Below are 25,549 nucleotides of genomic sequence, written 5' to 3' on the forward strand. Positions count from 1 at the left end.
TTCTGACTACATTCAATGCTATACTTTTTTTCATCAACCCATGACTATTTTGATACTGGCCCCACATGCCGCAGCGTACCGTTCAAGTGTTGAAATACTGGCTTTGCTGGCGTTTTTTTCTAATTTGCTTACGGCTGGCTGAGTGATACCCATACGTTCAGCAACTTGAGTACTGTTTATGCCAGCTCGGCGGCGCATATCAGCCAAAAGTTCCTGTAGTTCTTCCTCTTTCTTCTCTGCGAGATAAGCGGCCATCACATCTGGATTTTGTAAAGCCTTTGCCTTTACTTCAGAATAAGGAATACCTTTAACTTTCATATGTCAGTTCCTCTAGTCTCTTCAATGCTAATTGGATCTCTGCCGAGGGCGTCTTTGCCGTCTTTTTAACGAACGTGTGCAAGATATATATTTTTTTACCTTTAGCAAAAGCAAAAAAGGTACGTGTAATATTCTTTTTGCCAGTTCTTAACTCGAAAAGGCCATCCTGAATAATATCAGTGTGTGGATAATGCAACTGATTACCTTGTGACTCAAGCTTATCCAGTGCAGCGAACGCCTTAGTCATTAACAATATCTATATTTCCTTTTTCCATATAAGGTTGTAAGAGATCTTCAATAATCTCTCGAATCATGGGTTTATAGTAGCGATTAAAATAATCTCTTGAAAGTCTTTGCATGGAAGTTATTACAGTTTTTTTATTCAATCATGATAGGTGAAATTATGGAAGATAAAAGTATGAGTTTCTCTGTAAACAGGGAGCTGGATGTTCATTCAAAAAGTTTTGATGCCTTCATATCATACTATGGAAAACAGCAACGATCTTTGGGTTATAAAAGACAAAGAATCTCGATTCGTCTATGCTAATGGTGCTACGCTTTATTACAGTGGCTTTCCTAAGGGTTTTAACATAGAAGGTAAGCTTGATAGTGAATGTCCGGCACCGTCGGCTGAGTTTGCAGATATTATACAAGCTAATGATAAAAACGTAATGACCATTGAAAAAACCATTCCGGTACTAAACACCTTCATTTATGGCGGGAGAAAAAAAATGATCCAACCGTTTCTAGCTCATATTACACCGCTAATGAAGGATGGAAAGTGTATTGGGGTTGTTGGACACGGTAGAAAACTTGAAATTTATTCCATGTATCATTTTGAAAACAACAGGCATCCTGGCTCATTAACTTTTGGCACACCAGCTGATTTATTTACTGATAGAGAGTTCGATATCGTATTTTTTGCTTTGCAATCACTAAGTGCCAAAGATATAGCTAAAAAATTAGGTATTTCATATAGAACGGTACAAAGTAGGCTACAATTAATTTATCAAAAAATGGGGATAAATTCATTAAGCCAGTTAAAAGAATATTGCAGGGGTAAAGGATATGATAACTATGCTCCTACTAGATTTATTAATCCTAATCCCTATATACCTCTAGTGTAACAATGAGCCACCTCCTAAGGAGGTGGTCTTTTACTGTTATTATCTTTTACATGGTTTTTTTATCTCGTTGCGACCATATTGAAAATGTTATCAATAATGGGATAACAAAGATTGATTTTCTTATAGGAAATTTCTGTTCGGAGAATAACCGATAATTATCTAATTCATAATTATCGATTGGATAATTATCGAGATAAAATAACTTTATCTTTGGCCGAGTAATTATTCTTGTATTTCGGCTGGCTCAGGAAAATATCCACCATTATCCAGTGTTGACTGAATCATATTCTTTATTTCATCCTCTCCTAATTTTTCTCCTTCTTCATCTTCATAGCCTAATGTTAAAACAGCATTAACAAAGGGATCGATATTAGCTTCTGATAAGTTTGCATTCCAGTTTAATGTGTTGGATGGGCCGCCAGGTTCTTTGTTGATAAGTGTGACAATTTTACCATAGAGATCTTGTGTAATGGTCCAGCGCATATCTGTACTGCTCCAGTACCATCTTCCCAGTAAAAAATGATGCCAGAACTCTTCCCAGCTCTTATATTCTCTCTGAATGGTATGGGTGATAATCTGTACAAAATTGTCTGCTTCTTCTCGACTCAGATATTCTGTACTGATACCATTGCAAATTAACTTGATATAACGGACGTAATCCCAGGCAAGAAAATTTACTGTTTGAATATTATTTAAATTTTTACGAACAACTTCGGCCCGCCAGAGAAGTTCTTTAGCTTCTCCATCTTCATCATCTTCTTTTTGAATGTCTTTCTTTATTTGCTCATAGTCTGATCCGGATACACCAGAGAAGAAATAGACTTCTTGGCGGAATTTATGCCGATGACCATTAGTTAATAAATGAAATAATTGAGCAATCAGGCTTTCTCTGTCATTAATACCCCAGGCAGTCTGAAGTGAGCCAGCATCTTTGCTGCCGGGAACAATAATCGGATCATTACAGGGATATTCTTCAACAGCAGCATAGGGAGTTCCCAATATATAAGCCCAGTCTTTGGATTCAAATTTTGGTAATTTACCCGATGCTCGACTTTGGTATTCATTTCTCAAATTATTAAGGATTTTTTTCTCAACAATTGATTTCATAATGATGACAGCGAAGATAATAAAGAGAATAATAGAAACAATGGTAACTAAAGTATAGTGATACCATCTCCAATCTGAGAATAAATCTGAAAACATGATTATTGCTATTCCTTATTTAGTATAAAAAATGGGTTATTTCTATGAGTTAGTTAAATTGGTAACTTGTATTAGTTACTATATAATCTAATGCAATATCTTTAAGATATAAGATACCAGTTTCGATATGGGTATTTAAACAAAATGAGAAGGTAACTCATGTTTTCCATACTAACAAAATTATTATTAAATATAAAGCTGAATTGTTAATTTTATCTTAAGTAGTTAATCGTGTTTCTGGAATATCTGTAGGAATGTAGGTGTTTCACTTAATATATTTTGCCGTTACATTTCTTTGGTACGTAAAAAAGATTTGGATGATTGAGTGAATGTTTAAGGTATGCCATGGCCGTTGACCGGAAAAGAGATATATTTTTCGGTGAAATTTTGTCATGGGCTACTTTGGATTAGGTCGTTGGGGCTGGCAGTTTGGTAATTACCTGTTTACTGGTACACCATTAATAGAATCAAAGAGATTAAAGGTTATAAAAGTAGATAGACTACTAACAGGTTTTTATATTGATTTACATGATTAGTATTACACTTATTTGATTCACTTTTAGGTGCCAATTTTATTCGGCATACAATATTTTGTGCCAGTTTTTACCTTTCCTACTGAAACAATAGTTTACTATTTAAGCATTTAACCGCAAATTTTGCGTATGGGTTAATAGTTACTCATGCTATAACCATCACCTTATTATGGTCTTTTTGGCTGCAAAATGTGCATTGTGTCATGTTTTTGTGCTAATTATGTTAATAATAGGTTTCCTTTGTGTTTTCCTGTTGCTTATGACATCTGTTGAGATCTTATTGACGCAAGAGACAACAGTTGTTTAATTGATAAGCTGAAAATAATAAAAAACCCCAAACAGCACAGTTCCTGAAACAAAATTCAGGTTCTCGCTGTACACAACAACATCACAAATGGAGTGCAAGAGAATGACAACTTCCTCTAAAAAGACAGGGTTATTGAAGCTAGGGATCAGCTTAATTGCATTGGCCGTCACTGCCAGCATTCAGGCAAAAACATTGGTTTACTGCTCTGAAGGCTCACCAGAAGGATTTAACCCACAACTGTTCACGGCGGGTACAACTTATGATGCCAGCTCCAGACCACTGTATAACCGTTTGGTTGATTTCAAAACAGGTAAAACTGAAATTATCCCGAGTCTGGCTGAAAAATGGGATGTTAGTGATGACGGTAAAGTTTACACTTTTCATCTGCGCAAAGGCGTTAAGTGGCACGATAACAAAGAGTTCAAACCAAGCCGAGAATTCAATGCTGATGATGTGATCTACACTTTCATGCGGCAAAAAGATACCAACCACCCATACCACAAGGTGTCAGGCGGCAGCTATGAGTATTTTATTGGTATGGGTATGAGTGAGATGATCAATAAAGTTGAAAAAGTAGACGATTATACGGTCCGGATTGAACTGAGCCGCCCAGAAGCACCATTCTTGGCTGACTTAGGAATGGATTTTGCCTCTATTCTGTCAGCCGAATATGCGGATAAGATGATGAAAGCCGGTACGCCGGAGAAAGTCGACCTGAATCCAATTGGTACAGGCCCGTTCCAGTTGCTGCAATATCAGAAAGATTCTCGCATTCTGTATAAAGCTTTCAAAGAGTACTGGGGAGATAAAGCCAAAGTTGACCGGCTAGTTTTCTCTATTACTCCTGATGCATCCGTTCGTTATGCAAAATTACAGAAAAATGAATGTCAGATCATGCCATATCCAAATCCAGCGGATATTGCCCGCATGAAGAAGGATAAAGATATCGTCTTGATGGAACAGCCTGGTCTGAATGTCGGTTATGTTTCTTTCAACGTCACCAAAAAGCCATTGGATAACGTCAAAGTTCGCCAGGCGCTGGCAATGGCTGTCAATAAAGACGCTATTATTGATGCGGTTTATCAAGGCGCTGGTCAGAAAGCCAAAAACCTGATCCCACCAACCATGTGGAGTTACGACAATGATCTTAAAGATTACTCGTACTCTCCGGAAAAAGCGAAGCAGTTACTGAAGGAAGCGGGGATGAGTGATGGTTTTGCTATCGATTTGTGGGCAATGCCAGTACAACGACCGTATAACCCGAATGCTCGCCGTATGGCTGAAATGGTTCAAGCTGACTGGGCGAAAATTGGTGTTAAAGCCAAAATTGTCAGCTATGAATGGGGGGAATACCTAAAGCGGGCTAAAGATGGTGAGCATCAGATTGTGATGATGGGTTGGACGGGGGACAATGGGGACCCAGATAACTTCTTCGCAACTTTGTTTAGCTGTGCAGCCAAACAGCGAGGTTCCAACTACTCTAAATGGTGTTACAAGCCGTTTGAAGATGTCATTCAGCCAGCACGAATCGCTTCTGAGCATGCTAAACGCGTTGAGCTTTATAAACAGGCTCAGGCTGTGATGCACGAACAGGTTCCGGCGCTGATTATCGCTCATTCCACGGTTTATGAACCGGTACGTAAAGAGGTGAAAGGTTATGTCGTTGATCCTCTGGGCAGACATATTTTCAGCAACGTATCTCTTGAATAATCTTGTTTTTACTCGGTTGTGATAGGCCATCTTCCTGATTTTTTAATGGAGGTGGCGACTTTTCCCCGGCTATCAGTTATCGCCGGGGAAAGGCTGACAAACAAGTAGAGGCAGGAAGTTCATTGAGTTGTGAGCGAAAAGGGGGAAAGTCCTCCCCCTTATCAAGCCAAGCGGCCTGAGAGCTGTAACCGGCATTTAAAAAAAGAGAGTTTGGGATATGTTGCAGTTCATACTCCGACGTCTGGGGTTAGTGATCCCAACGTTTATCGGCATTACTTTGCTGACTTTTGCTTTTGTCCATATGATCCCCGGAGACCCGGTGACTATTATGGCTGGGGAACGTGGAATATCTGCTGAGCGCCATGCTCAACTAATGGCTGAAATGGGGTTGGATAAGCCACTCTGGCAGCAATACTTTCATTATGTAAATGGTGTATTACACGGGGATCTTGGTATCTCCCTGAAAAGTCGCATCTCTGTGTGGGAAGAATTTGTTCCCCGTTTCAAAGCAACCCTCGAACTAGGGGTATGCGCCATGCTGTTCGCTATTGCTGTGGGTATTCCGGTTGGAGTACTGGCCGCAGTAAAACGTGGATCGGTTTTTGATCATACTGCGATAGGGCTTTCCCTAACCGGATATTCCATGCCGATCTTCTGGTGGGGGATCATGTTGATTATGTTGGTCTCTGTCCAATTGGATCTGACTCCGGTATCCGGCAGGATAAGCGACAGCGTTTTCCTGGATGACAGTTATCCACTGACGGGCTTCATGCTGATGGATACCCTTATCTGGGGAGAAGAAGGCGATTTTAAAGATGCCATGATGCATATGATCTTGCCTGCTATTGTCTTGGGGACGATTCCACTGGCGGTCATTGTCCGTATGACCCGCTCTTCTATGTTGGAAGTGCTGGGTGAGGATTATATCCGTACTGCTCGCGCAAAAGGTTTGAGCCGCATCCGGGTGATTGTAGTGCATGCACTGCGCAATGCATTGCTGCCAGTTGTGACCGTCATAGGCTTGCAGGTGGGTATTATGCTGGCGGGGGCAATCCTGACTGAAACTATCTTCTCTTGGCCGGGGCTTGGGCGCTGGTTGATCGATGCCCTTCAACGCCGTGATTATCCGGTGGTGCAGGGAGGCGTATTGCTGGTAGCGATCATGATCATTTTGGTGAATCTGGTGGTTGACGTGCTGTATGGCATTGTTAACCCGCGTATCCGTCATAAGAAATAGGGGGGCACATTATGTCTCAAGTGACTGAGCCTGTAGCAAACAGTGCGCCTAAGATTATGACGCCGATACAGGAGTTCTGGTATTACTTCAAGCGCAATAAAGGGGCGGTTGTTGGTCTGGTTTATATTGTACTGATGTTACTCATTGCGCTGTTGGCGGGGGTACTTGCTCCGCATGGTGCGGCTGAGCAGTTCCGTGATTCCTTGCTGACGCCACCGGTGTGGCAAGAAGGAGGAAGCTGGCAATTTATTCTGGGTACCGATGATGTAGGGCGTGATTTGCTTTCACGTCTGATGTATGGCGCCCGGCTTTCATTGCTGGTGGGATGTCTGGTTGTGGTGTTATCCCTGTTGATGGGGGTTATGCTGGGCGTACTGGCGGGTTACTTCGGTGGTGTGGTGGATATTATCATCATGCGTATCGTTGATATTATGCTGGCACTGCCAAGCTTGCTGTTGGCTCTGGTGTTGGTAGCAATATTTGGCCCATCAATTGTCAATGCTTCGCTGGCGCTGACTTTTGTCGCTCTGCCACATTACATTCGTTTAACCCGCGCTGCGGTGCTGGTGGAAGTTAACCGCGATTATGTTACGGCTTCACAAGTGGTGGGTGCCGGTTCCATGCGTCAGATGTTTGTCAATATCTTGCCTAACTGTCTGGCACCGTTGATTGTGCAGGCTTCTTTGGGTTTTTCTAATGCCATTCTTGATATGGCTGCTTTAGGTTTTCTGGGGATGGGGGCGCAGCCACCTACACCGGAATGGGGAACGATGCTGTCTGATGTATTGCAGTTTGCACAAAGTGCCTGGTGGGTGGTGACATTCCCAGGATTGGCAATTCTGCTGACAGTGTTGGCATTTAACCTGATGGGTGACGGTTTGCGTGATGCACTTGATCCTAAACTCAAGCAGTAGCGAGGTAGAGAAATGGAACTGTTAAATGTAGAAAAATTATCGGTCCACTTCGGTGACGAAGAAGCACCATTCCGCGCCGTTGACCGCATCAGCTACCGTGTTGAACAGGGGCAGGTTGTCGGGATTGTTGGAGAATCCGGTTCCGGTAAATCAGTCAGTTCATTGGCCGTGATGGGATTGATTGATTATCCCGGCAGGGTGATGGCGGACAAACTGGAATTTAATCAGCGTGATTTGACCAAAATCTCCGAGAAAGAGCGCCGCCAATTGGTCGGGGCGGAAGTGGCCATGATATTCCAGGACCCAATGACCAGTCTGAATCCCTGTTATACCGTAGGGTATCAGATAATGGAGGCGCTGAAAGTACATCAGGGTGGAAATCGTCGCACCCGCCGCCAGCGGTCGATTGATTTGCTGACATTGGTTGGTATTCCCGATCCTGCATCGCGTCTGGATGTTTATCCGCATCAGTTATCTGGTGGTATGAGTCAACGGGTCATGATCGCAATGGCGATTGCTTGCCGACCAAAATTACTGATTGCTGATGAACCGACAACAGCTTTGGATGTCACCATTCAGGCGCAAGTTATTGAACTGTTGTTGGAGTTGCAACAGCGGGAAAATATGGCACTGGTATTAATCACCCATGACTTGGCATTGGTTGCGGAAGCGGCTCATCATATTATCGTGATGTATGCCGGGCAGGTTGTGGAATCCGGCAAAGCATCGGAAATCTTTCGGGCACCACGCCATCCGTATACTCAGGCGCTACTCAGGGCATTACCTGAATTCGCCATAGATAAATCTCGTCTTGCCTCTTTACCGGGCGTTGTGCCGGGGAAATATGACCGACCGGTTGGTTGCCTGCTGAATCCACGCTGCCCATATGCCAATGATCATTGTCGTCAGATGGAGCCAGAATTAAGGTGGGTAAGGGAACGTCAGGTGAAATGTCACATGCCGTTAGATGATGCGGGGAGGCCGACCATATGAGTGAACATATTTATCAGGAACAAGAAACATCGACGGCACCGTTATTAAAAGCGACAGAACTGAAAAAGTATTACCCGATCAAAGGCGGACTTTTTTCACCTATCCGTACCGTAAAAGCGCTGGATGGTGTCTCTTTCGAACTGGAGAAAGGGAAAACGTTGGCAGTTGTTGGTGAATCTGGTTGTGGTAAATCCACGCTAGGGCGGCTGCTGACGATGATTGAAAAGCCAACAGAAGGTGAACTTTATTATCAGGGACAGGATTTACTGGTGCCAAATAAAGAAGCTGAAAAGCTACGGCGCCAGAAAATACAGATTGTGTTCCAAAATCCTTATGGTTCACTCAATCCACGTAAGAAAGTTGGACAGATCCTAGAGGAACCACTGCTAATCAACACCAAACTGAGTGCACATGAGCGCAAAGAGAAGGTGTTGCAGATGATGGAGAAAGTGGGGCTGAAAACCGAACACTACAGCCGTTACCCGCACATGTTCTCTGGTGGTCAGCGTCAGCGAATTGCGATTGCCCGTGGGCTGATGTTGAACCCGGATGTGGTGATTGCAGATGAGCCGGTTTCTGCGCTGGATGTATCGGTGCGGGCACAGGTGTTAAATCTTATGATGGACTTGCAGCAAGATTTAGGACTGTCCTATGTCTTTATTTCTCATGATTTATCTGTGGTCGAGCATATCGCTGATGAAGTGATGGTGATGTACCTTGGCCGCTGTGTGGAAAAAGGCAGTAAGGAGATGATCTTCAGTAACCCACGTCACCCCTATACACAAGCGTTATTATCAGCAACGCCACGGCTGAATCCTGAATTACGCCGTGAACGGATAAAACTGACAGGTGAATTGCCAAGCCCAATGAATCCACCACCCGGTTGTGCATTTGCGGCCCGCTGTCGCCGGGCACTTAGCGTTTGTACTCAGTTGCAACCAAAACTGAATCAACATGGTGATCAACTAATTGCTTGTTTTGCGGTTGATCAAGATGAAAATGTTGCTGTGGAATAATTGTTTAGCAATTATTCAATAAAATATCTTTGGTGATAATGGGTTAACCATTATCACCATTTAAATATTTGTATGTGTTGCTAAAGGTAATTATTTCTGAAAAATAACGACTTGGATAAGTGAAACAGGGATCGTTAGCGATAAAATCAAGTATACTCCATTCCATTGATGACATGTTATAACAGCAATATCCTATAGGCATTGGTTTGAGTGAAAATGAAATTGCGCGTCAAACGTTCGTTAACCATTAAACAGATGGCCGCAGTGACCGGCGTCACGCTGGTAACCATTGCTATTTTTATTGCTATTCAGTTGTGCCATCTTATACAGCAACGTAAAGATGATTATATCAGCCAGCTTAATAATGCAGCAGTTCAGGTGCAGGCACCGTTAACGGAAGCACTGCTCAGTTCTGATCTCAGTAAGGCAAAGGAGTTGCTGATAGGGCTGCGTACAGCGGGTATTTTAGGGCGGGCAGATGTGGTGTTACCGGAAGATATCCGGGTGATACGATTGAATTTTGCCACCCATCGCCCGATTCCCGAACTGGCTAAACGTGTTTTTGGGATACCGGTCGAAGTGAGCATTCCTCTTTATGCGTATGGCTCAGTACCAGCAAATGCCAAACCGTTAGGGCATTTGATTTTGCAGGTGGATTCTAACCGGGTATATCGTTTTGCTATTAATACATTGGCACTGATGCTGACAGCTTATTTATTGCTAGCGCTTATTCTTACGATATCAATAAGCTGGTGTATCAACCGGATTATTGTGCACCCATTGCGCGACATTGCACGGGATCTTAATAACGATCAACCACCGGAGCCAATGACTTGCCCTAAACACCATCAGGATGATGAACTGGGCCTGCTGATCAGGGGATATAATCGTCAATTTGATAAGCATAAATTTCCGTCATCAAGAAACCATTCGGGGCGGTTTGAGGTCTAACCCTCAGTTATAATCCTGACAGGATCTTGCCTGCTAAAATTCAGGTTTTTGCTTTTGTTGCCGTTATTATTGGTCAAGGGGAACATATTCCGTTATCAATAGAAGGCTAAAACCAAGGATAGACATCGTATAGGGGTTCACATGCAGGGTACGAAAATTCGTTATTTTATTGGTGGGATAATGCTGGTCGTTGCAGGCCAGACGCAGGCAGAAGTCCTGCAACCTGACCCTGCCTGGAAACAGGGTAAACTGGAGAACGGTTTTAACTGGCAAATTTTACAGACTCCACAACGTCCTAACGACAGAATACAGTTGCGTCTGGTAGTGAAAACAGGCTCGCTAGCGGAGAAGACCCAACAAGCAGGTTATACCTGGTTGATTCCTAAAATAGCGTTGTTCAGCAGTAAAAGTTTATCTTCTGCGAAACTGGAACAGCTATGGAACAGTGCCATTGATCCGAAATATCCGCTGCCTCCTGCTATTGTTTCATATGATTTCACCCTCTATAGCTTGAGTTTGCCACATAACCGTCCTGAACTATTGAAAAGTGCGTTGAGTTGGTTGGCTGATGCTGCGGGTAAAACGGCGTTTACGCCAGAAACCCTGCAACATGCCATGAAAATGACCGATACATCGGTAGCAACTTATCCACCGGATATACAAGACCCGGTGTGGCGTAGACGTCTGAAAGGTTCAACCTTGTTAGGGCATGATCCGGCTCAGAGCGCAGCTCATCCTGTCGATTTGGATAAACTTAAGCAATTTTACCGGCAGTGGTATACCCCTGATATGATGACGCTGTATGTGGCGGGCCACGTGGATAGCCGTACTCTACCGGAAAATATCGGCCAGGCGTTTTCATCATTGAAAGGCAAACGTCATACTCCAGCGACTGTCGCAACATTGTCACCAATGAAACCGGAGACAATTGGGATCATTAGCGATAAAAATAAAGAAGATACCTTATCCCTGATTTGGGATCTTAACTGGCAGCCGATTAATGATTCACAAGTGCTTAGCCATTATTGGATTAGTGATATTACCCGAGAGGCACTTTATCGCTACCTGCAACTTGGGCTTGAGAAAAAAAATGATAAGGCGCTGAAATTGGGATTGGACTGCAAAGTTCAGTATCAGCGTGCGAGTTGCGCTCTGAATCTCAATACTACGGCAGGTAATCTAAAGCCAGCAATGGAATATCTGGCGGCTGAATTGGTGACATTGCGTGATAAGGGATTACCGAAAGGGCAGTTTGATGAGTTGTATGCGCAGAAACAGACACAGCTCAAGCAATTATTTGCCATGTATGGTCATACCAGCACGGATATTCTGATTAATCAGCGTCTTTTGTCCCAACAGAGCAATGTTGTGGATATTGCCCCTGAACAGTATCAGCGTTTGAGGCAAGCATTTTTGGCTTCCTTGACACCTGAAATGCTTAACCGTGAGTTAAACCAGATCCTTTCGCAAGAAGTTGCGTTTGTTCTAATTCAGCCAAAAGGGGAGACAGAGATGGATGTGAACCAGTTAAGAGATAGCTTTGATCAGATAATGTTGCCTGCATCGCATAAGGTTGATCCTCCGGCACAACCGCCGGTATCCAAACCGGAATCTTGAAAGGTATAGAAAACAGCATCCTTCGGCTGTAGATTTTCATTATCTGTCGGGCTGTATATTGTGTTGTATTTGTGAATATCAGCCATGGCATCGGGCCTGACGCTCGTCCTTGTTCTCCAGTGACGGGCGTAGGTTGCGATCCTTCAAACGGTGGTTTTTTCTGCCTTTAACTTTTGGTTGATAAAGATAAAAATGTCCCCGATGTGTGGCATTCTAGTATTTCTCCAGGATACCTTCCCTAAAACAAACTACATCGGCATTTCACAATGCGTTTCAAGCAGATCACAATATCTTGTTAGAGAAGGGCAGGGTTAATAACACCACTGACACCGCAAAGGTTATATTTTGCTTACAGAATAAATATGGTTATAGCAATAGCATGCTCTTCTTCTTAAAATAAGAAGAAGAGCGAAGAGTTACAAAAATCAAACTAGTCCAACAAATACGGATATAAATAATGGCGCTAACAACGTTAGTACAAATCCACTTGCGATTGCATATTTAATATCCTCATTAGTACAATTTTCTTTAATAAATGGTAAAGCTGAGTCTAATGCTGCCGCACCAGATATCCCTATTGCTCCTTGAGGATAACTTTTCCCAAGAAAATAAAGGAAGAATATACTAAATATTTCTCTAAATAGATCAGTCATGAAAGACAAAGATCCATAATGAGGATTTGTCATTGATGTCACCATAGGTCCAGATAATGAAAACCACCCATATCCACTAGATATTAACATAGACTCACTGATAGAATAGTCAGTCAACATAGAAAACATCAGCGCGCCAATAACAGTACCAGCGATAGTGAAAATAGGGATTTTAATATGATTAATTCTTATATCCTTAAAACTAAAATTAACCAAATCTAACCCTACAAGTAATATCAACGTGTATAACGCATAATTACTTGAGATATTGTATTCTGCCAAGGATAAATTTGTAAACTTATAAACTAAAACGCCTAAGCAGAAAAACATTATAGCTTTAAAACACCCAATAAATGGATCTAAGAATGATTGTTTCCCTTTTTTTTCAATCTGGCAAAGTTTTCTTTTAAATAATATCAAGAATGTTGATATTGATATTAAAGAAGATAACACTATGGATTCAATGATAATTGATGTTCCCAGGTTACTATTTATGAAAACTTCACCTAATTCAATTCCCATCATAAAAAGTAGAATCATAACTATCATAGTTATGCTTCCTACTAACTTTGCCTTGATATTTTCCTTGATTAATTTACCAAGAAAAAAACCTAGAGCCAGTAAAAAACAGATAATAAGAATTGAAGTGATTGACTCCTTCATTATATATCCTGTTTAGTCATTGAGAAGTCTATAAGGATCATGCTCCTTTCTGACTCGCCACCGTCTTCTTTTAACGTAATATGAGAGATATAATGGCTGACTAATTCGTCGCATACCGCGAAACTCTCTAGGAAATTTTCTAATGTAAACTGACTGATTATTTCGTCGTTACTAACCTCTTCTATTTTTTTATTCCTGGCTGAAACTTTTCCTATATAATTTATTCCGCCATCGATATTTTCACTTCTATTTATTAAATGAGCAAACGTAAAAGGCTCACCGTCTTGGTGGAAACAGTCAGGAGAACTAAATCCGGGTAGCTTATTATCCGAACACTTTACCTTAACAAAGTGTATTCCAACATATATGGGTAGATAATGGTTACTTAGTCCAAATGTATTCTTAAAATCATCAAGAATTATATTCTCCAATAGTGCATTATTTTTTACTTCATCACTTAATGCCCTAAAATATCTCATGTTTTTATGTTCTGGATTGTTACCTCCTTGATCATAACCAGATAAATTATTACCGTTATCATCCTTTACTGTTGGTAACCAATGCAACTCAGGTTCTTTTAACCATGGAATAATTATGGCATTTCCATACCGACGGAATCGGGAAACTTTGGCAGGAGCGTAAGTGTCGGGTTCCAATTTGCTGAATTCATTTAATAAGTTACTTCTATCTTTCTCTGAATACTCCAGATTTAGTTGATAATGGGAGAAGCCTACAGATTTCAAGTTATTCTTAGTCATTTTATTAAAAAAATTTATGTTTTATTGTAATGTGATGATATCAAAAATGAATATTATGTCTATAATTATTTTAACTTTGAACTAACAAATACATAACTAAAAATAAAACAAGAAACGGGGAAAAAATCGCTCAAAACTCAGCAGATCTACTAATGTTTATTTGGTATCTGTAACTCAATTAGTCACATAAAGAAAGGATTACATCACGTAGGATAAAAGTCAGTCGATTCTTTTAATCTTGTGTTTCACGCAGGCATAACCAGTAAATGTCGGCCAATACTGGAGAGAGTCGATGATGGCTTTTTGACGATAGGATATGCAGAAGAACAAGCCCATCTTGGAAAAACTTCTGACATAATAAATAAGCAGGAATAGAGCTATCTCATTGAATTATTGGAATAATCAATAAGATCAAAAAACTCTATGCCTGTCTCGTTTTACGAGGATACTTTAGCGGAAATACCGCCTTTATCATACTAAAGTCGAGCTATTTTTTAGCTGCGGCTCTAAGTTCAGTCACATTCTGGCCGCCAATACCCCAGTTATCCGTTTCGACTTCATCAATAATAACAAAGGTCGTTGCAGGATTTTTACCCAATACATCGACCAGTAACTGGGTGGCTCCTTCAATTAATTGCTTCTTTTGTTCTGCTGTAGCACCTTCACGAGTAATTCTGATATTAACAAACGGCATAAACAGCTCCTTTTCACGGGTTATTATTGGCAGATGGGATCTGCCAGGGCACATTTATTCGGTATTTTTATCCTGATTATTATCTGCTGTGGCTATCCAGGCAGCGCAGAACAGGGTTAAACGGGCAAAGAGATAGAAAAATGTCATCAGACCAATAACAGAGCCGAATGCGGCACCAGAAGGGGAACTGGCGAGGCGAGGCAGTGTCATGGTCATAATATATTTAATAACTTCAAAGCCGATAGCTGCCATCAACGTCCCTTTCAACAGCGCCTTGCGTTCTGGCTGATGGTGGGGTAATACCCAGAATAGCCACAGGAACAGCAAATAATTAGCTGCAATAGAAATTGCCAGGCCAATCAGGAACCAGGATGGCCGCAGCCACTCAATGCCGCTTAATCCTAATATTTCGACGATGATTGCCTGTGCAGAGCCTGCGATAGAGGTCAGCGACAGCGTGATAACCAGCGCTAACAGTAGCCCAATCAAAGAAATGGCATCACGAATATATTTAAAATAGATCTTCTTTTCGTCTTCCTGATTACGCAGCCAAACAGGGTGAAATTGCGCGAGAATAGCCTGGCGTAAATTACTTACCCAGTTCACACCGGAATAAAGTGCAATGGCTAAACCGGTTAATCCCACCGTAGTACGTTGTTTAATTGCGGCATCGACACTATTTTTCAGCGTATTGGCGAGCGTCGGATCACTAATACTGTTTGCGATCCCATTGATCAGTTTTGCCAGTAAATCGGGATTAGAGGCCAGAATAAAACCCGCAATAGCGAAAGAGAGCATCAAGATTGGGATAAGTGATAAGAATGAAAAATACGTTATTGCGGCACCAAACTGATTACCCATCCGATCATGAAAGCGCAGAGTTGCACGAATAAAGTGAGAGACGACAGGAATATTGCGGATATAATTTCCTATTCTGACCGTCAGAGAAATGGCTTTCTTACCGTGATGAATTCCCTTCTCCAAAGGTGTTCTGGATAACCTATCCGGCTGATGCTCTGCTATTTCCTGTCTTTCTGCTTCATTTGGCATGTATAGCCTCGATAGTGACCTTGGATAAATATGAATGATCTCATAGTGCCACTTTAAGATGATTATTAACAATTCATAAAAACGATGAAGAAGTATTATGTCAGTAAAAGAAATCGTTATTTCCTACTGTTTAAATAAAAAGATCCTCTATTAGAAGGATCTTTTATGGATACATTAACTCATAACCGATCACTGAGACTTACGATTGATTATTTCACCATCAGTTATACCATTTTCTGTTTCATTACTATAGGTTTTCACCAAAGGTATTTTGCCGGACAATACACCTTCCTGAACGGCTTTGACAATTTCGCTCACAGAATCAGGTAATACAACGTTACCTCCTTTGCCATTGTCATAACCCGTGACAGATTGTTGCTCTACATTTTGGGTATTAAGAATGACATTGCCTTTCTCGCTACCAATCTGCCCACCGATCAGATGTGTATTTCCTTTTACATCCAGATTAACTCCCTGATTACCGGAAATGGCTGATTGTTCGCTGACACTTTCCTGATCTTTGATATCGACATTGCCTTTGAATTTACCTGTAACACCATTAATACCTTTAATATTATTGATAGCGTTAAATGCAGAGGTCAGCCTTTCCTGCAATCCTTTCTGTTGTGGCTCTTCGGTTGGGTTTTTAGCTGGATCGTCTTTTGATACATCATCTTTAGACGAATCATCCTGAGGTACAGTATCTTTCGTTACCTCATCTTTAGGTACGTCGTCACTTGTTACTTTGGATTCTTTCGCATAATTAAGACCCGCATCAACACCGACATTCAATCCATGTTCAGTGTCTTTACGGCTTTCGACCCGCAAGTCACCGCCAATGTTACCTGTTACTTGATCAGCGTCTATCCGTGCTCCGCTAATTGTGGTATCACCGCCACTGTTGATGACGACATTTTCACCTTTGATATGGCTATTGTGTTGAGTTGTTGCTTGCAAGCGATCAACGCCGGCTTTTAGTTCTCCGCCAAAGTTCTGCTTTGTGGTGGTAGTTGTACTGTCATCTTCCGCTTTTTTGATGGAGCTTGAATGACCACCGTTGCCTTTCAGATTGAATTCCCAACCATCGTTGTTTACTCGATCTTGAGCAGATACCAACTCAACATTACCTTGTTTAGCATTCAGGTTGATCTGTTTACCTGTCACTGCCGAGCCTTTCAGCGTCAGGTTATTACCTGCTTCCAGTTTGACACCTTGCTGACCGCCAATTTCACTCACCTGAGCTGTACTGCTATTTTTGCTATCTGTGTTGTAACTGCCGCCGAGACCGATGTGAATATTCTTGCCTTCTGGGGAGTTTCCGCCTTTAGCAGAAGCTTCACCGTGATAGCCGGTTGTGGTTTTCATTGTGCTGTTGGTGGCATGATCAAAACGGATATTACCTCCAGCGTCTATATTGGTTTTGCCTGTGTCAGCCTTCAAAGAGGTACCTTGATATTCAGCATCCCTTGCGACACGGATATTAATGTCATTGGCTGCGGTAATCTGGCTGGTAACAGATTGGGTTGTGGAGGTGTAGCTGCTTTGGGTGCCGCCTTTACCTTTACCATTCGCGGAGATATCTTCGCCGGTTGTGGTATAAACCCGTAGGTCAGCATTGCCACTGGTTTCACTGTGACGACTTTCGTGGTGATTCCGTGCTGCTTCACTGGTGTGGTTGCCAGCTTCCAATGTAACGTTACCCTTGTCGGCATGGTATTGAGTGCCTTGATCATACAGTTCGCCATTGGTTTTAATGACGACATTGCTGGCCTGAACAGATGTCACAACGGCTTCGGACTTTTTGTTCTCTGTCTGGATACTACTGCCGTTGGCTGCCAGATCGGCTCCCAGATTGGGAGTACTTTTCTTGGTGAATGTGCCATCCAGCGCGGCTTTAGCAGGTTCTTTCACGGCTTTCTCAACTGGGCGGGTGACAGCGCTGTAATCTATATTGACGCCAATATCGGTGCCAACCTGTAACTTACTGTTGGAATGGGATTCAGTATTGGTGACGGCCAAATTGCTGACTTTGCCCGCCTCAGCAGTGTAAGTGCCACTGACTTTATGGTTCGTGCCTTCCTGAACCAATTCACCATTGGCTTTGATATTCAGATCACCTGCGATCTGAGAACCAGAAACCACGGCGGTACTATTGGTATGAGCGCTGTTATTACCTTCATAGCCACCGTGAACACCGGAACCAACTTTATCTATTCCTCCGGTGAGATAAACACCGACGTGTTTTTTACTCTGAAATGTCTCTTCAGATTTTTTATCTTCTGCCGCTAACAGATGAACATTTGCGCCGGTGATCTTCGCATCACCCTTAGTTGTCACCAGATTGGAACCGCTGAGGGTGACATCCTTATCCGTATCGATAGTGATACTTCCTCCGCTCAAGGTGGATGCTTTCTGGATTATCGTCTGATTTTTCTGGGTGTTACTGGTATGTTCAATCCCCACGCCAGCACGATACTGCTTATCCGTCTTTTGTTGGAACTGACTTTGCAGATCTAAAGAGGTGTTTTGTTTATCAACCTGTTGCTGTTCGCCATAAGAGCGTACCTTAATATTACCGGATGTCTTTAGGTCGAGAGCGCCAGCACTTTTTACCTGACTGCCAACAACATTGAAATCTTCATCACCGAGTAATTTGAGATCCGCCTCAGAAACTAACTCACTGCCATGGGATTTCTGTTGTTTGTTGTTGGTTTTTTGTGAGCCGTTGGTAATGTTGAATACCGTACCCGTTCGTTCATCAATGTTCTGATTGAGATGGCTGACCGCATTATCGATCGTTAACTCGCCACTATTGGCATGAACAAAAGCACCTTTAACCGCTTTTACTTTGCTGCCGGTGATAGATATACCCTCTTGGCCTGACAGCAATAAACTCCCATTAGCCGTCAGTTCAGAGGCATGACTGGTTTCTTTCAACTCGCTGTTGTCTTTATTACCGCCACCGCCGATACCGCCCCAATATTTCTTATCATCACGTACAGCATGGCTGTCAGCGATTTTCTGAACATTGATTTGCAGTTCTTGACCGGCACTCACGGTCATATTTTGACCTGCGTGGATTTTCGCGCCAAGAATGTTAGCTTGGGTTCCTGCTTTAATATTAAGATCAGTTACTGCTTGTAATTCACTGGCAATCAGACGCTGAGTTTGTTTACTCTCTTCCCAATGTCCTGTTTGCAATTTAGCCGTGTGATTTTTTTTATAACCTGTTTCTGTGGTTTTTTCTGTTTCAGTCAGACCGGCAATGTGGACACCTTTTTCCGCTGTAATAGTCAGTTTATCTTTAACATCTATTTTGCTGCCAAGGATCTTAATATCACCTTCCGTCGCGTTTAAAGCCACACTTTTTTTGGCCTGAATATTGTTTCTTTCCTGATGCTGTTTTTCACTCTCTTGAGTCACATCGTGTCGCCAGGAGTAACCCCGTTGGTTATTAATATTCTTAGTGGATTGCATTAATTGCTGTCCATCTAAAGTCAGATTGGCTCCACTGAGATTAACATCGTCACCCACTATATCAGTGGCTGTGATTTGGTTATTGTTATTAGCAACCAATGAGATATTTTTGCCTGCCAATTTAGTCCGGGTAAGTGATTGGCTGCTTTTACTGTCATGTGTATAACGTTCATTGAAAAGAGTTTGGTAATTATTACTACCGTCACGATGATATTTCGATTCGCTGACTTGGCCTTTTACCTGAATATTATTGCCCAAGAGATCAACATTTCCACCTTGTAGGTGTGCGGCTTCTAAATTAAGGTTGCCATGAGAATTCACAATAATCTCGTCACTGGCAGTAAGAGAACCTTGTAGATTAACCCCGCTGCCTTTTGCTGTATTGAGCAGATGAATACGTCCGGCTTGCATACTGCCGAGATAATAGCTATCCAGTACTCCAGTCAGCTCTTGTTGAGAGTTAAGCACTTCTCTTGTGGCTGAGATTTTATTCGCCCCACTGATAGCGTTAATCTCTTTTTGAGCCTTGACGGTTCCCCGGTTATCAATTTTTGGTGCAATGAGATTAAGAACCGCGTTGGCGGTTAAACCATCTGATTTAATCTTCAAGCTATTCTGATTATCAAAGGTGTTAAAACCTTGCAGATTGCCTTGTTCCACCAGTGGATTACCAACGACCAGAGAAGCTTGGTTGGTATTGATAAAACCACATCCATTACATGTAATGCCGTTCGGATTTGCCAACACATAATCTGCGGCTATGCCAAAAACTTCCTGTTGCCCTAATAACAGGGAAGGGTTCCGGCTGATAACTTCATTCAGAATCAGACTGGCGGCCTGGCCATTTAGATTGGGGTTAGCCGCGAGTTGGCCTGCTAATTGTGATTGGCCATCCTCCAAAGCGTTATTCAGAACGGCACCTGCATGGCCGACGTTATAATCCAAATATTGGTTATGTGACAGCCCGGAAGCAGAAGGGGGCACGATATTTACAACCGTTGCTTTACCTTCGATAGCTAAAATATCGGGACGATGTGCCGGATCGCCACCACCAACGATTTCATTGGCAAAGCTGGTAGAACAGGACACAAGGATGATTGCCATGGACGCGGCAAGTTTGCCAGTAGGAGATAACTTGAATTTTTTATTTTTCATACATGAGTCTCTATATATTATTTATATTTGTGTGCACAACATTGGGTACTGCTTAAGACCATCAAAAGGTGTAAGAAAAACGGGTTAAGACTTGAACGGGTTCATCAACGGCTTTGCGGTTGGAAAGCCATTTCCCGCGACTGGCTTCGATATCGAACACCATGCGTTGGTATCTCAACGTGGCTCCGGTGCTTATACCCGCACTACTTTGCCAGCCTTGAGGGCTGCGATAGCCTTGAACTTGGCCGACATCAATACCGATACGCATTGATAATGTACTGTTGGCCATTGGGAACGTGCGGGACAGCGTATTTTGCAGATACCAGCCGTTATCGCCGGATAGCGTATTTTTGCTAAATCCCCGTACCGCATTTCGATCAGAGATATTCAGCCATTCGACACCGGGCAGGCTGCGCCGGTTGTATTGCCCATAAAACAGGTTATTGAGCTGATAAGGGGAGTTGAATAACGTAAACCGCTGATACAGGTTGACCATCAACTTACCTTTGGTGAATTGTTTATCAAGATAAGTCGTGACGGTTTGTGCACCGAACCAGGGTAAACCCTGTTCAACACTCAGATTCAGAGTGATTAAACCGGTGGGGATAATTTGTAAATGATTCACACCGAGTTCAAATACACTCAGTGTCTGACTGCTGACACCAATCTTGGCGTCATCAATATAATTGTTGTAATTCTTATAAATAAGTTGCCCGCTGACAGTATTAATCTGAGATTGATTACGATAGAAGGCAAAATCAGAACGCATGCCAACTTGCTGAGTATTCCCATAGATTTTTACGGTTTTGTTTTGCAAATGGGGATGGCTGGCATATTGGGAATAACTGCCAAATCCACTGAATGTTGCTGCACCGTAGGGTACTGAATAGAGAAGGGTTGCCGCGCGACTGTAGCGATTGGATGGGCTATCCAACGTGCTGCTGACATTCAAGCTAATAAAGTCAGATAAACCAAATGGGCTATCGAAACTTGCATTTGTGCGAGCCAGCCATTTCCCGGTACTTTTCTGCCCATAATTATCGGTAATGATATTCAGCAACCAAGGTTTACTGTGCTGATTATGCAGTTTAATGACTGAACCGCCGTTCACTGTCCCCGGTAAAATATCCAGTGTGGTTTTATTGGACTGTAACCGATTAGCCTGATCTAAACCTTGATCAAGCTGCGTGATATTAAGAGGCTGTTTTTCCAGACCGGGGAACAACATACTGCTATTAACCCAACGATCACCGCCTTCGATTTTCTCAATAAACCCTTCAACAACATTTAGCCCTAACTCTCCATCTGCATCGGGAGCAATAAATTGAATACGGGCAGTGATATAGCCTTTACTGATATAGAGACGAGTAAGCTCATGGCTGAGCCGGTTAATATCATGACTACTGATACACTCTGGGGACAAAGCGCTGAGAGTATTTAAATCTCGTGCAGAGAGAAGAGAAATCCCTTTAAGGTAAACACCGGTTAATGGCAGGCACTGCCTGGATTCCGGCAATGCAGGCACAGGCGTTGATTCGGGGACGGTACTAGCCTGCTGTTTTAATTGCTGATATCGGCGTTGTTCTATTAATTGGTTAATTTCCCGAGAACTCTCTTGCAACGTTCTCCTGGCTTCTGTCATCGGCAGATTATCATTTATCTCTGCGGGTGAAGCGGTTATTTGGTAGGAAATAGAACACAATATTAAAATAGATATTCTTTTTATCATACATTCACCGATAAAGATGATATTTTATTCCATAAAACATAAATATGGGTTGGTAGCCTAATGGTAATTGCATACATATTGGCTAATTTATGATTTATTAAAGCATATTCCGGGTTATATCATGCTCTGATTAACGACTTGCGTTTCTGTTATATCTCGATTTTCTATTAGAAATTTCAATTAGTTGGTTATTCGGATAATAATGAGTTAATAAGAACACTTATTTTATTGCTTATTAATGAATTAACTTAAGTGGAATGAGTAACCGGGGGTTATTTTGATGGATAATAGAATTATTTCATTAGGAAAATCTTTAAAGAAATTGGGTTTTAAGTCAAATAAGTAATGATAAGATAAATTCATATCCGATGTTATTTAGCTTAAAAATGATAATGTCTAATGTGATAGTTTTTATGAGTGATTTTTTATAGAAATGAATAATAGAAAGGGATAGCGCTTAAATCTTAAATGGAATAATTGTCGTAATATTGTTAAATTGGTGGATGGAAATAAAATTTTCTTGTGTATTGGAAGTTTTATTTTATAAGTAAATAATATTGCTTCGTTTTATTATTATATGTGTTGGTGTTAATTATGGATATTTAGGTGAAATTGATAAAACGGAAATACTGGAAAATTATTTTAATAATTTTCCAGTAGGAAATGACAGTATACAAATGTTTAGCTATTAGTTACTTCAACATATGGATCGTATCGATAATAACCTAAGAGCTTTGTGCCGTCATAAGCGGCAAAAAACCATGTATATTGTTCTACACCGGGTTTATGCGCTGTTGCCTGGAAATAACTATCTTTAGATTCAATAAAAATTACCTTCGGTTCATCCTCATCTGCATTAACTCCTGAAGGGACCATTGGAACTTTTTTGCCCATAGGGTTCTGTGACCAGATTTGTGATGGAACAGAGATGACATCTTCCGTTGTACTAAGCTTTTTGAATTTATACAATATAATCGTATAGTCGAAATTATTAGATACAGTAGTAGCTCTCCACCTAATATTGGCATTAATAGGAACAGTTACACGGGCACCAGATGAACTCGCCACTTTCAGTCCAAGTGCTGGCGTATAATTAGCTATATATACATGCTGACGGATAATTATTGGATTTGTAGGGTCCAGAGAATTTTTGATATTATTATCGCGAAGATACTCAATGATTGAATCAACATCAATAACAAAGGTTACATCAGCTGTAACTGAGTTCCTGGCTGTAACAAAATCATCTTTACTCTGAATGACTTCACTCATCATAACACCTCTTTACATATTTAAATCATTTATTTTGAATCGCAAGGTTATTTTGATTTCTTCTTCTTATTATTATAACTTTCCTTTTATATAATTAACTATTAAAGTTGAAATAGCTACTGGTATAAATCATAGTTTATATGGGAAAATTACTCATATATTTATTAGGTGCTGCTTTATATAGTTCAATATTTTAGTTAATTAATTGTGATAAGAAATAAAACACAAAAACTTTAGGTTAATATGTTAAATAATTGCTTAAATTACCTTGAATAATAGTTTAATATGTTTCATATAACTATAATATATTTCCACGCATATATTATTTTCATGATTATTAAAATCTCAATCCTATTGATATAATTTCTATCGTTTACGAATAATACATTGTGGATTATCAGATCTTGCTTATTTATAACAGCAATAAATTATTTTCTTTATTAAGTGTAAATTTTGCTACTATAATAGATATTGGGATTCACTATCAATATTCTTAATTTTTCAGAGGACATTGAATGAATATTTATCGGCCATATACCTCACCCTATAAATTTCATGAATTGGATGTAGATGCTCATTTTGTGGCTGAAATTTGTGAAATTATTAACAAAATTTCGGGGTTTAATTTGTTCTCTCTTATATTAAAGGCACGCTTTCCTATATCTAACCGTGAAGTGTATTTATTTAATAATTATCATGAATCCTGGAGAAACCTGTATATAGAAAAAAAGTATTGGATGATTGATCCTATTCTAAATTTCCGACCTGTTCCACCTTCTTTTTCAAAAGTATGGGACTTGGATTTTTTTTCAGAATCTAATGGGCAAGAGCTTTGGTATGTGAGTCAGAATTATGGATTTCGTTCTGGGATCACATTTGGGCTTCCTGCATTTTCAGGAACTTACGGAATATTTTCTGTTGCGGGGAAAGATGGGCATATTGATAACGAGACAATGTATAAATGCAGTGGAGAAATTTTAGGCGTGTATATTAGGATAATAAGATATTTGATCTCACACACAAAGTATTTGCAATTTTTCTATGTAGATGAAACTTCATTTTCAAATAGAGAATTAGAAATATTAAGATATACTGCAGATGGAATGATATCAAGTGAGATTGCATCGATTATCTGTGTAACTAAAGGTACAGTTGATTTTCATCTAATGAATATTGTTAAGAAACTTGGTTGTAGAAACAAATTTCAGGCAATAGCTAAGGCTGCATTACTTGGCTATATATAACTAATATCAACGAAAAATTATTATATACCCGTTATCTTTCAAGTTGCCTCTTTGTTGGCTGCACTCACTCACCCCGGTCACATCGTTATCTATGCTCCCGGGGATGCGTTCACTTACCGCCGCGCTGCAATTTGAAATCTATTGGGTATAGCAGCTCTTTCTGCGACATTTCACGGTTGTGGCTGGTTCGTTTAACCAATATTGACGCTGCCCCCACCAATGACCACGCCACCACAACTGACGGCATCACCGGTTCTGGCGGCGGGTTTGCCATCAATAAAGACTGTGCTGGAACCGCCTGCAATAGTTCGTGGATGAGAAGAATGTGGCGCTAAGCTATCGCCTTGGCGGGCGAGAGGAATCCCATCGGCTTTCACACTGGTGGAACCGGAAATCACCGGTGTCGCTTCACTATCATCATGTGCGGTACCGATATCACCCATTTTTACTGCGTTTCCCATTGTGTTTTCCTTATTTAAGAGAAATTAAGTTTATTTTGAAGTATAAATTTCCAGTTGATTAAACAGGGTAAAACCCTCTTTTTATTTTATGTCCTTAGCGAGTTTTAATAAATTTCTCGTTACTAGGATAATATTGAGGATTTATTGAAAACTTTGAATGACTTTCTTTATTAACAAGTCCTCTTTGTTATTTTTGTTCTTATGTTATTATCGAGTTATAATAAATATTTTTCCATCAAAACGATATCTTGGATTTATTGAAAATCTTGAATGGTTTTCTTTATCAATAAAACTGAGTGGTGAGGGTGACATAGAGACAACTCGACCATCGAGGGATAATTCAATTTTTAATTTACTAAACTCTAAAGGTAAAAGTTGGAAATCAGTCGAGTTTAAAAATGTATCTAATCCCAATAAATAAAAATAATCATCATTATTTCCACCATTAGATTTTACTGACTCATTTA

At 41.0% G+C, this 25,549-nt stretch carries 19 protein-coding genes and 1 pseudogene; 9 read left to right on the forward strand and 11 right to left on the reverse strand.

Translation table 11 applies throughout. The features are described 5' to 3' along the window. Positions 1-33 precede the first annotated feature (33 nt). Together C5469_RS16720 and C5469_RS16725 are read right to left on the reverse strand one after the other, a co-directional pair. Positions 34-318: a helix-turn-helix domain-containing protein gene (locus C5469_RS16720; RefSeq protein ID WP_166309047.1), complete on the reverse strand. Its 285-nt coding sequence runs from the start codon at positions 316-318 to the stop codon at positions 34-36. Further along, positions 308-565 (reverse strand): type II toxin-antitoxin system RelE/ParE family toxin, encoded by a 258-nt coding sequence (locus tag C5469_RS16725; protein ID WP_166309050.1) that lies wholly within the window; start codon positions 563-565, stop codon positions 308-310. The genes C5469_RS16720 and C5469_RS16725 overlap by 11 nt, the downstream gene beginning before the upstream one ends. A 156-nt stretch (positions 566-721) precedes the next feature. Here C5469_RS16725 and C5469_RS16730 point away from each other — a divergent pair. After that, positions 722-1,445 (forward strand): annotated as a pseudogene (locus tag C5469_RS16730) (helix-turn-helix transcriptional regulator). A gap of 222 nt (positions 1,446-1,667) precedes the next feature. Here C5469_RS16730 and C5469_RS16735 read toward each other — a convergent pair. Further along, positions 1,668-2,552 (reverse strand): DUF1266 domain-containing protein, encoded by an 885-nt coding sequence (locus C5469_RS16735; protein WP_166309053.1) that lies wholly within the window; start codon positions 2,550-2,552, stop codon positions 1,668-1,670. Positions 2,553-3,590: 1,038 nt separating this feature from the next. Between C5469_RS16735 and dppA the strand changes: the two genes are divergently transcribed. The 7 genes from dppA (at position 3,591) to C5469_RS16770 (ending at position 11,926) form a co-directional block, all read left to right on the forward strand. Beyond that, positions 3,591-5,198, forward strand: a complete 1,608-nt coding sequence (dppA, locus tag C5469_RS16740; RefSeq protein ID WP_166309056.1) for a dipeptide ABC transporter periplasmic-binding protein DppA — start codon at positions 3,591-3,593, stop codon at positions 5,196-5,198. 217 nt (positions 5,199-5,415) lie between these two features. After that, positions 5,416-6,435 carry a dipeptide ABC transporter permease DppB gene (gene dppB / locus C5469_RS16745; protein WP_166309059.1) on the forward strand — a complete coding sequence of 340 codons (1,020 nt, stop codon included), beginning with the start codon at positions 5,416-5,418 and terminating at the stop codon, positions 6,433-6,435. Positions 6,436-6,446: 11 nt separating this feature from the next. Then, positions 6,447-7,349, forward strand: a complete 903-nt coding sequence (gene dppC / locus C5469_RS16750) for a dipeptide ABC transporter permease DppC (RefSeq protein ID WP_166309062.1) — start codon at positions 6,447-6,449, stop codon at positions 7,347-7,349. 12 nt (positions 7,350-7,361) lie between these two features. Beyond that, entirely contained in the window at positions 7,362-8,342 is a 981-nt protein-coding gene (dppD, locus tag C5469_RS16755) for a dipeptide ABC transporter ATP-binding protein (protein WP_166309065.1), read from the forward strand. Continuing rightward, positions 8,339-9,358, forward strand: a complete 1,020-nt coding sequence (gene dppF, locus C5469_RS16760) for a dipeptide ABC transporter ATP-binding subunit DppF (protein ID WP_166309068.1) — start codon at positions 8,339-8,341, stop codon at positions 9,356-9,358. Before dppD ends, dppF begins: the two co-directional genes overlap by 4 nt. A 216-nt stretch (positions 9,359-9,574) precedes the next feature. Further along, complete coding sequence (locus C5469_RS16765; protein WP_166309071.1) at positions 9,575-10,309, forward strand: HAMP domain-containing protein; 735 nt, start codon at positions 9,575-9,577, stop codon at positions 10,307-10,309. A gap of 141 nt (positions 10,310-10,450) precedes the next feature. Then, positions 10,451-11,926 carry an insulinase family protein gene (locus C5469_RS16770; RefSeq protein ID WP_166309074.1) on the forward strand — a complete coding sequence of 492 codons (1,476 nt, stop codon included), beginning with the start codon at positions 10,451-10,453 and terminating at the stop codon, positions 11,924-11,926. Between the two features lie 425 nt (positions 11,927-12,351). On the opposite strand, the gene C5469_RS16775 is transcribed toward C5469_RS16770, so the two are convergent. The 7 genes from C5469_RS16775 to C5469_RS16805 all read right to left on the reverse strand — a co-directional run bounded on the left by C5469_RS16775 (position 12,352) and on the right by C5469_RS16805 (position 23,380). After that, positions 12,352-13,242 (reverse strand): LysO family transporter, encoded by an 891-nt coding sequence (locus tag C5469_RS16775; RefSeq protein WP_166309077.1) that lies wholly within the window; start codon positions 13,240-13,242, stop codon positions 12,352-12,354. After that, positions 13,242-14,000 (reverse strand): 2OG-Fe dioxygenase family protein, encoded by a 759-nt coding sequence (locus C5469_RS16780; protein WP_166309080.1) that lies wholly within the window; start codon positions 13,998-14,000, stop codon positions 13,242-13,244. The genes C5469_RS16775 and C5469_RS16780 overlap by 1 nt, the downstream gene beginning before the upstream one ends. 487 nt (positions 14,001-14,487) lie before the next feature. Continuing rightward, on the reverse strand, positions 14,488-14,694 hold the full coding sequence (locus C5469_RS16785) for a 2-hydroxymuconate tautomerase family protein (protein ID WP_012776434.1): 207 nt from the start codon (positions 14,692-14,694) through the stop codon (positions 14,488-14,490). 54 nt (positions 14,695-14,748) lie between these two features. Next, positions 14,749-15,744: an inner membrane protein YhjD gene (yhjD, locus tag C5469_RS16790; RefSeq protein ID WP_166309083.1), complete on the reverse strand. Its 996-nt coding sequence runs from the start codon at positions 15,742-15,744 to the stop codon at positions 14,749-14,751. A 189-nt stretch (positions 15,745-15,933) separates the two neighbouring features. Then, positions 15,934-20,376: a hemagglutinin repeat-containing protein gene (locus C5469_RS16795; protein WP_166309086.1), complete on the reverse strand. Its 4,443-nt coding sequence runs from the start codon at positions 20,374-20,376 to the stop codon at positions 15,934-15,936. 61 nt (positions 20,377-20,437) lie between these two features. Continuing rightward, positions 20,438-22,105: a ShlB/FhaC/HecB family hemolysin secretion/activation protein gene (locus tag C5469_RS16800; RefSeq protein ID WP_166309089.1), complete on the reverse strand. Its 1,668-nt coding sequence runs from the start codon at positions 22,103-22,105 to the stop codon at positions 20,438-20,440. Between the two features lie 681 nt (positions 22,106-22,786). After that, on the reverse strand, positions 22,787-23,380 hold the full coding sequence (locus tag C5469_RS16805; protein WP_166309092.1) for an inclusion body family protein: 594 nt from the start codon (positions 23,378-23,380) through the stop codon (positions 22,787-22,789). Positions 23,381-23,892: 512 nt separating this feature from the next. Here C5469_RS16805 and C5469_RS16810 point away from each other — a divergent pair. After that, the gene (locus C5469_RS16810; protein ID WP_166309095.1) at positions 23,893-24,621 is read left to right on the forward strand and encodes a LuxR family transcriptional regulator; all 729 of its coding nucleotides are present in this window, start codon (positions 23,893-23,895) and stop codon (positions 24,619-24,621) included. Positions 24,622-24,812: 191 nt separating this feature from the next. On the opposite strand, the gene C5469_RS16815 is transcribed toward C5469_RS16810, so the two are convergent. Then, the gene (locus C5469_RS16815) at positions 24,813-25,082 is read right to left on the reverse strand and encodes a type VI secretion system PAAR protein (protein ID WP_166309098.1); all 270 of its coding nucleotides are present in this window, start codon (positions 25,080-25,082) and stop codon (positions 24,813-24,815) included. Positions 25,083-25,549: the final 467 nt, after the last annotated feature.

The sequence above is a fragment of the Photorhabdus cinerea genome (assembly GCF_011189575.1).
GTDB classification, from domain to species: domain Bacteria; phylum Pseudomonadota; class Gammaproteobacteria; order Enterobacterales; family Enterobacteriaceae; genus Photorhabdus; species Photorhabdus cinerea.

Excerpts from the sequence above, each read along its gene's own strand:
- dppD (WP_166309065.1), top strand. The coding sequence starts at position 7,362 with ATGGAACTGTTAAATGTAGAAAAATTATCGGTCCACTTCGGTGACGAA.
- C5469_RS16795 (WP_166309086.1), bottom strand. The coding sequence starts at position 20,376 with ATGAAAAATAAAAAATTCAAGTTATCTCCTACTGGCAAACTTGCCGCG.
- C5469_RS16735 (WP_166309053.1), bottom strand. The coding sequence starts at position 2,552 with ATGAAATCAATTGTTGAGAAAAAAATCCTTAATAATTTGAGAAATGAA.
- C5469_RS16765 (WP_166309071.1), top strand. The coding sequence starts at position 9,575 with ATGAAATTGCGCGTCAAACGTTCGTTAACCATTAAACAGATGGCCGCA.
- C5469_RS16770 (WP_166309074.1), top strand. The coding sequence starts at position 10,451 with ATGCAGGGTACGAAAATTCGTTATTTTATTGGTGGGATAATGCTGGTC.
- dppC (WP_166309062.1), top strand. The coding sequence starts at position 6,447 with ATGTCTCAAGTGACTGAGCCTGTAGCAAACAGTGCGCCTAAGATTATG.
- C5469_RS16785 (WP_012776434.1), bottom strand. The coding sequence starts at position 14,694 with ATGCCGTTTGTTAATATCAGAATTACTCGTGAAGGTGCTACAGCAGAA.
- C5469_RS16800 (WP_166309089.1), bottom strand. The coding sequence starts at position 22,105 with ATGATAAAAAGAATATCTATTTTAATATTGTGTTCTATTTCCTACCAA.
- C5469_RS16780 (WP_166309080.1), bottom strand. The coding sequence starts at position 14,000 with ATGACTAAGAATAACTTGAAATCTGTAGGCTTCTCCCATTATCAACTA.
- C5469_RS16805 (WP_166309092.1), bottom strand. The coding sequence starts at position 23,380 with ATGATGAGTGAAGTCATTCAGAGTAAAGATGATTTTGTTACAGCCAGG.
- C5469_RS16815 (WP_166309098.1), bottom strand. The coding sequence starts at position 25,082 with ATGGGAAACGCAGTAAAAATGGGTGATATCGGTACCGCACATGATGAT.
- C5469_RS16775 (WP_166309077.1), bottom strand. The coding sequence starts at position 13,242 with ATGAAGGAGTCAATCACTTCAATTCTTATTATCTGTTTTTTACTGGCT.
- C5469_RS16810 (WP_166309095.1), top strand. The coding sequence starts at position 23,893 with ATGAATATTTATCGGCCATATACCTCACCCTATAAATTTCATGAATTG.
- dppF (WP_166309068.1), top strand. The coding sequence starts at position 8,339 with ATGAGTGAACATATTTATCAGGAACAAGAAACATCGACGGCACCGTTA.
- C5469_RS16720 (WP_166309047.1), bottom strand. The coding sequence starts at position 318 with ATGAAAGTTAAAGGTATTCCTTATTCTGAAGTAAAGGCAAAGGCTTTA.
- yhjD (WP_166309083.1), bottom strand. The coding sequence starts at position 15,744 with ATGCCAAATGAAGCAGAAAGACAGGAAATAGCAGAGCATCAGCCGGAT.
- dppB (WP_166309059.1), top strand. The coding sequence starts at position 5,416 with ATGTTGCAGTTCATACTCCGACGTCTGGGGTTAGTGATCCCAACGTTT.
- C5469_RS16725 (WP_166309050.1), bottom strand. The coding sequence starts at position 565 with ATGACTAAGGCGTTCGCTGCACTGGATAAGCTTGAGTCACAAGGTAAT.
- dppA (WP_166309056.1), top strand. The coding sequence starts at position 3,591 with ATGACAACTTCCTCTAAAAAGACAGGGTTATTGAAGCTAGGGATCAGC.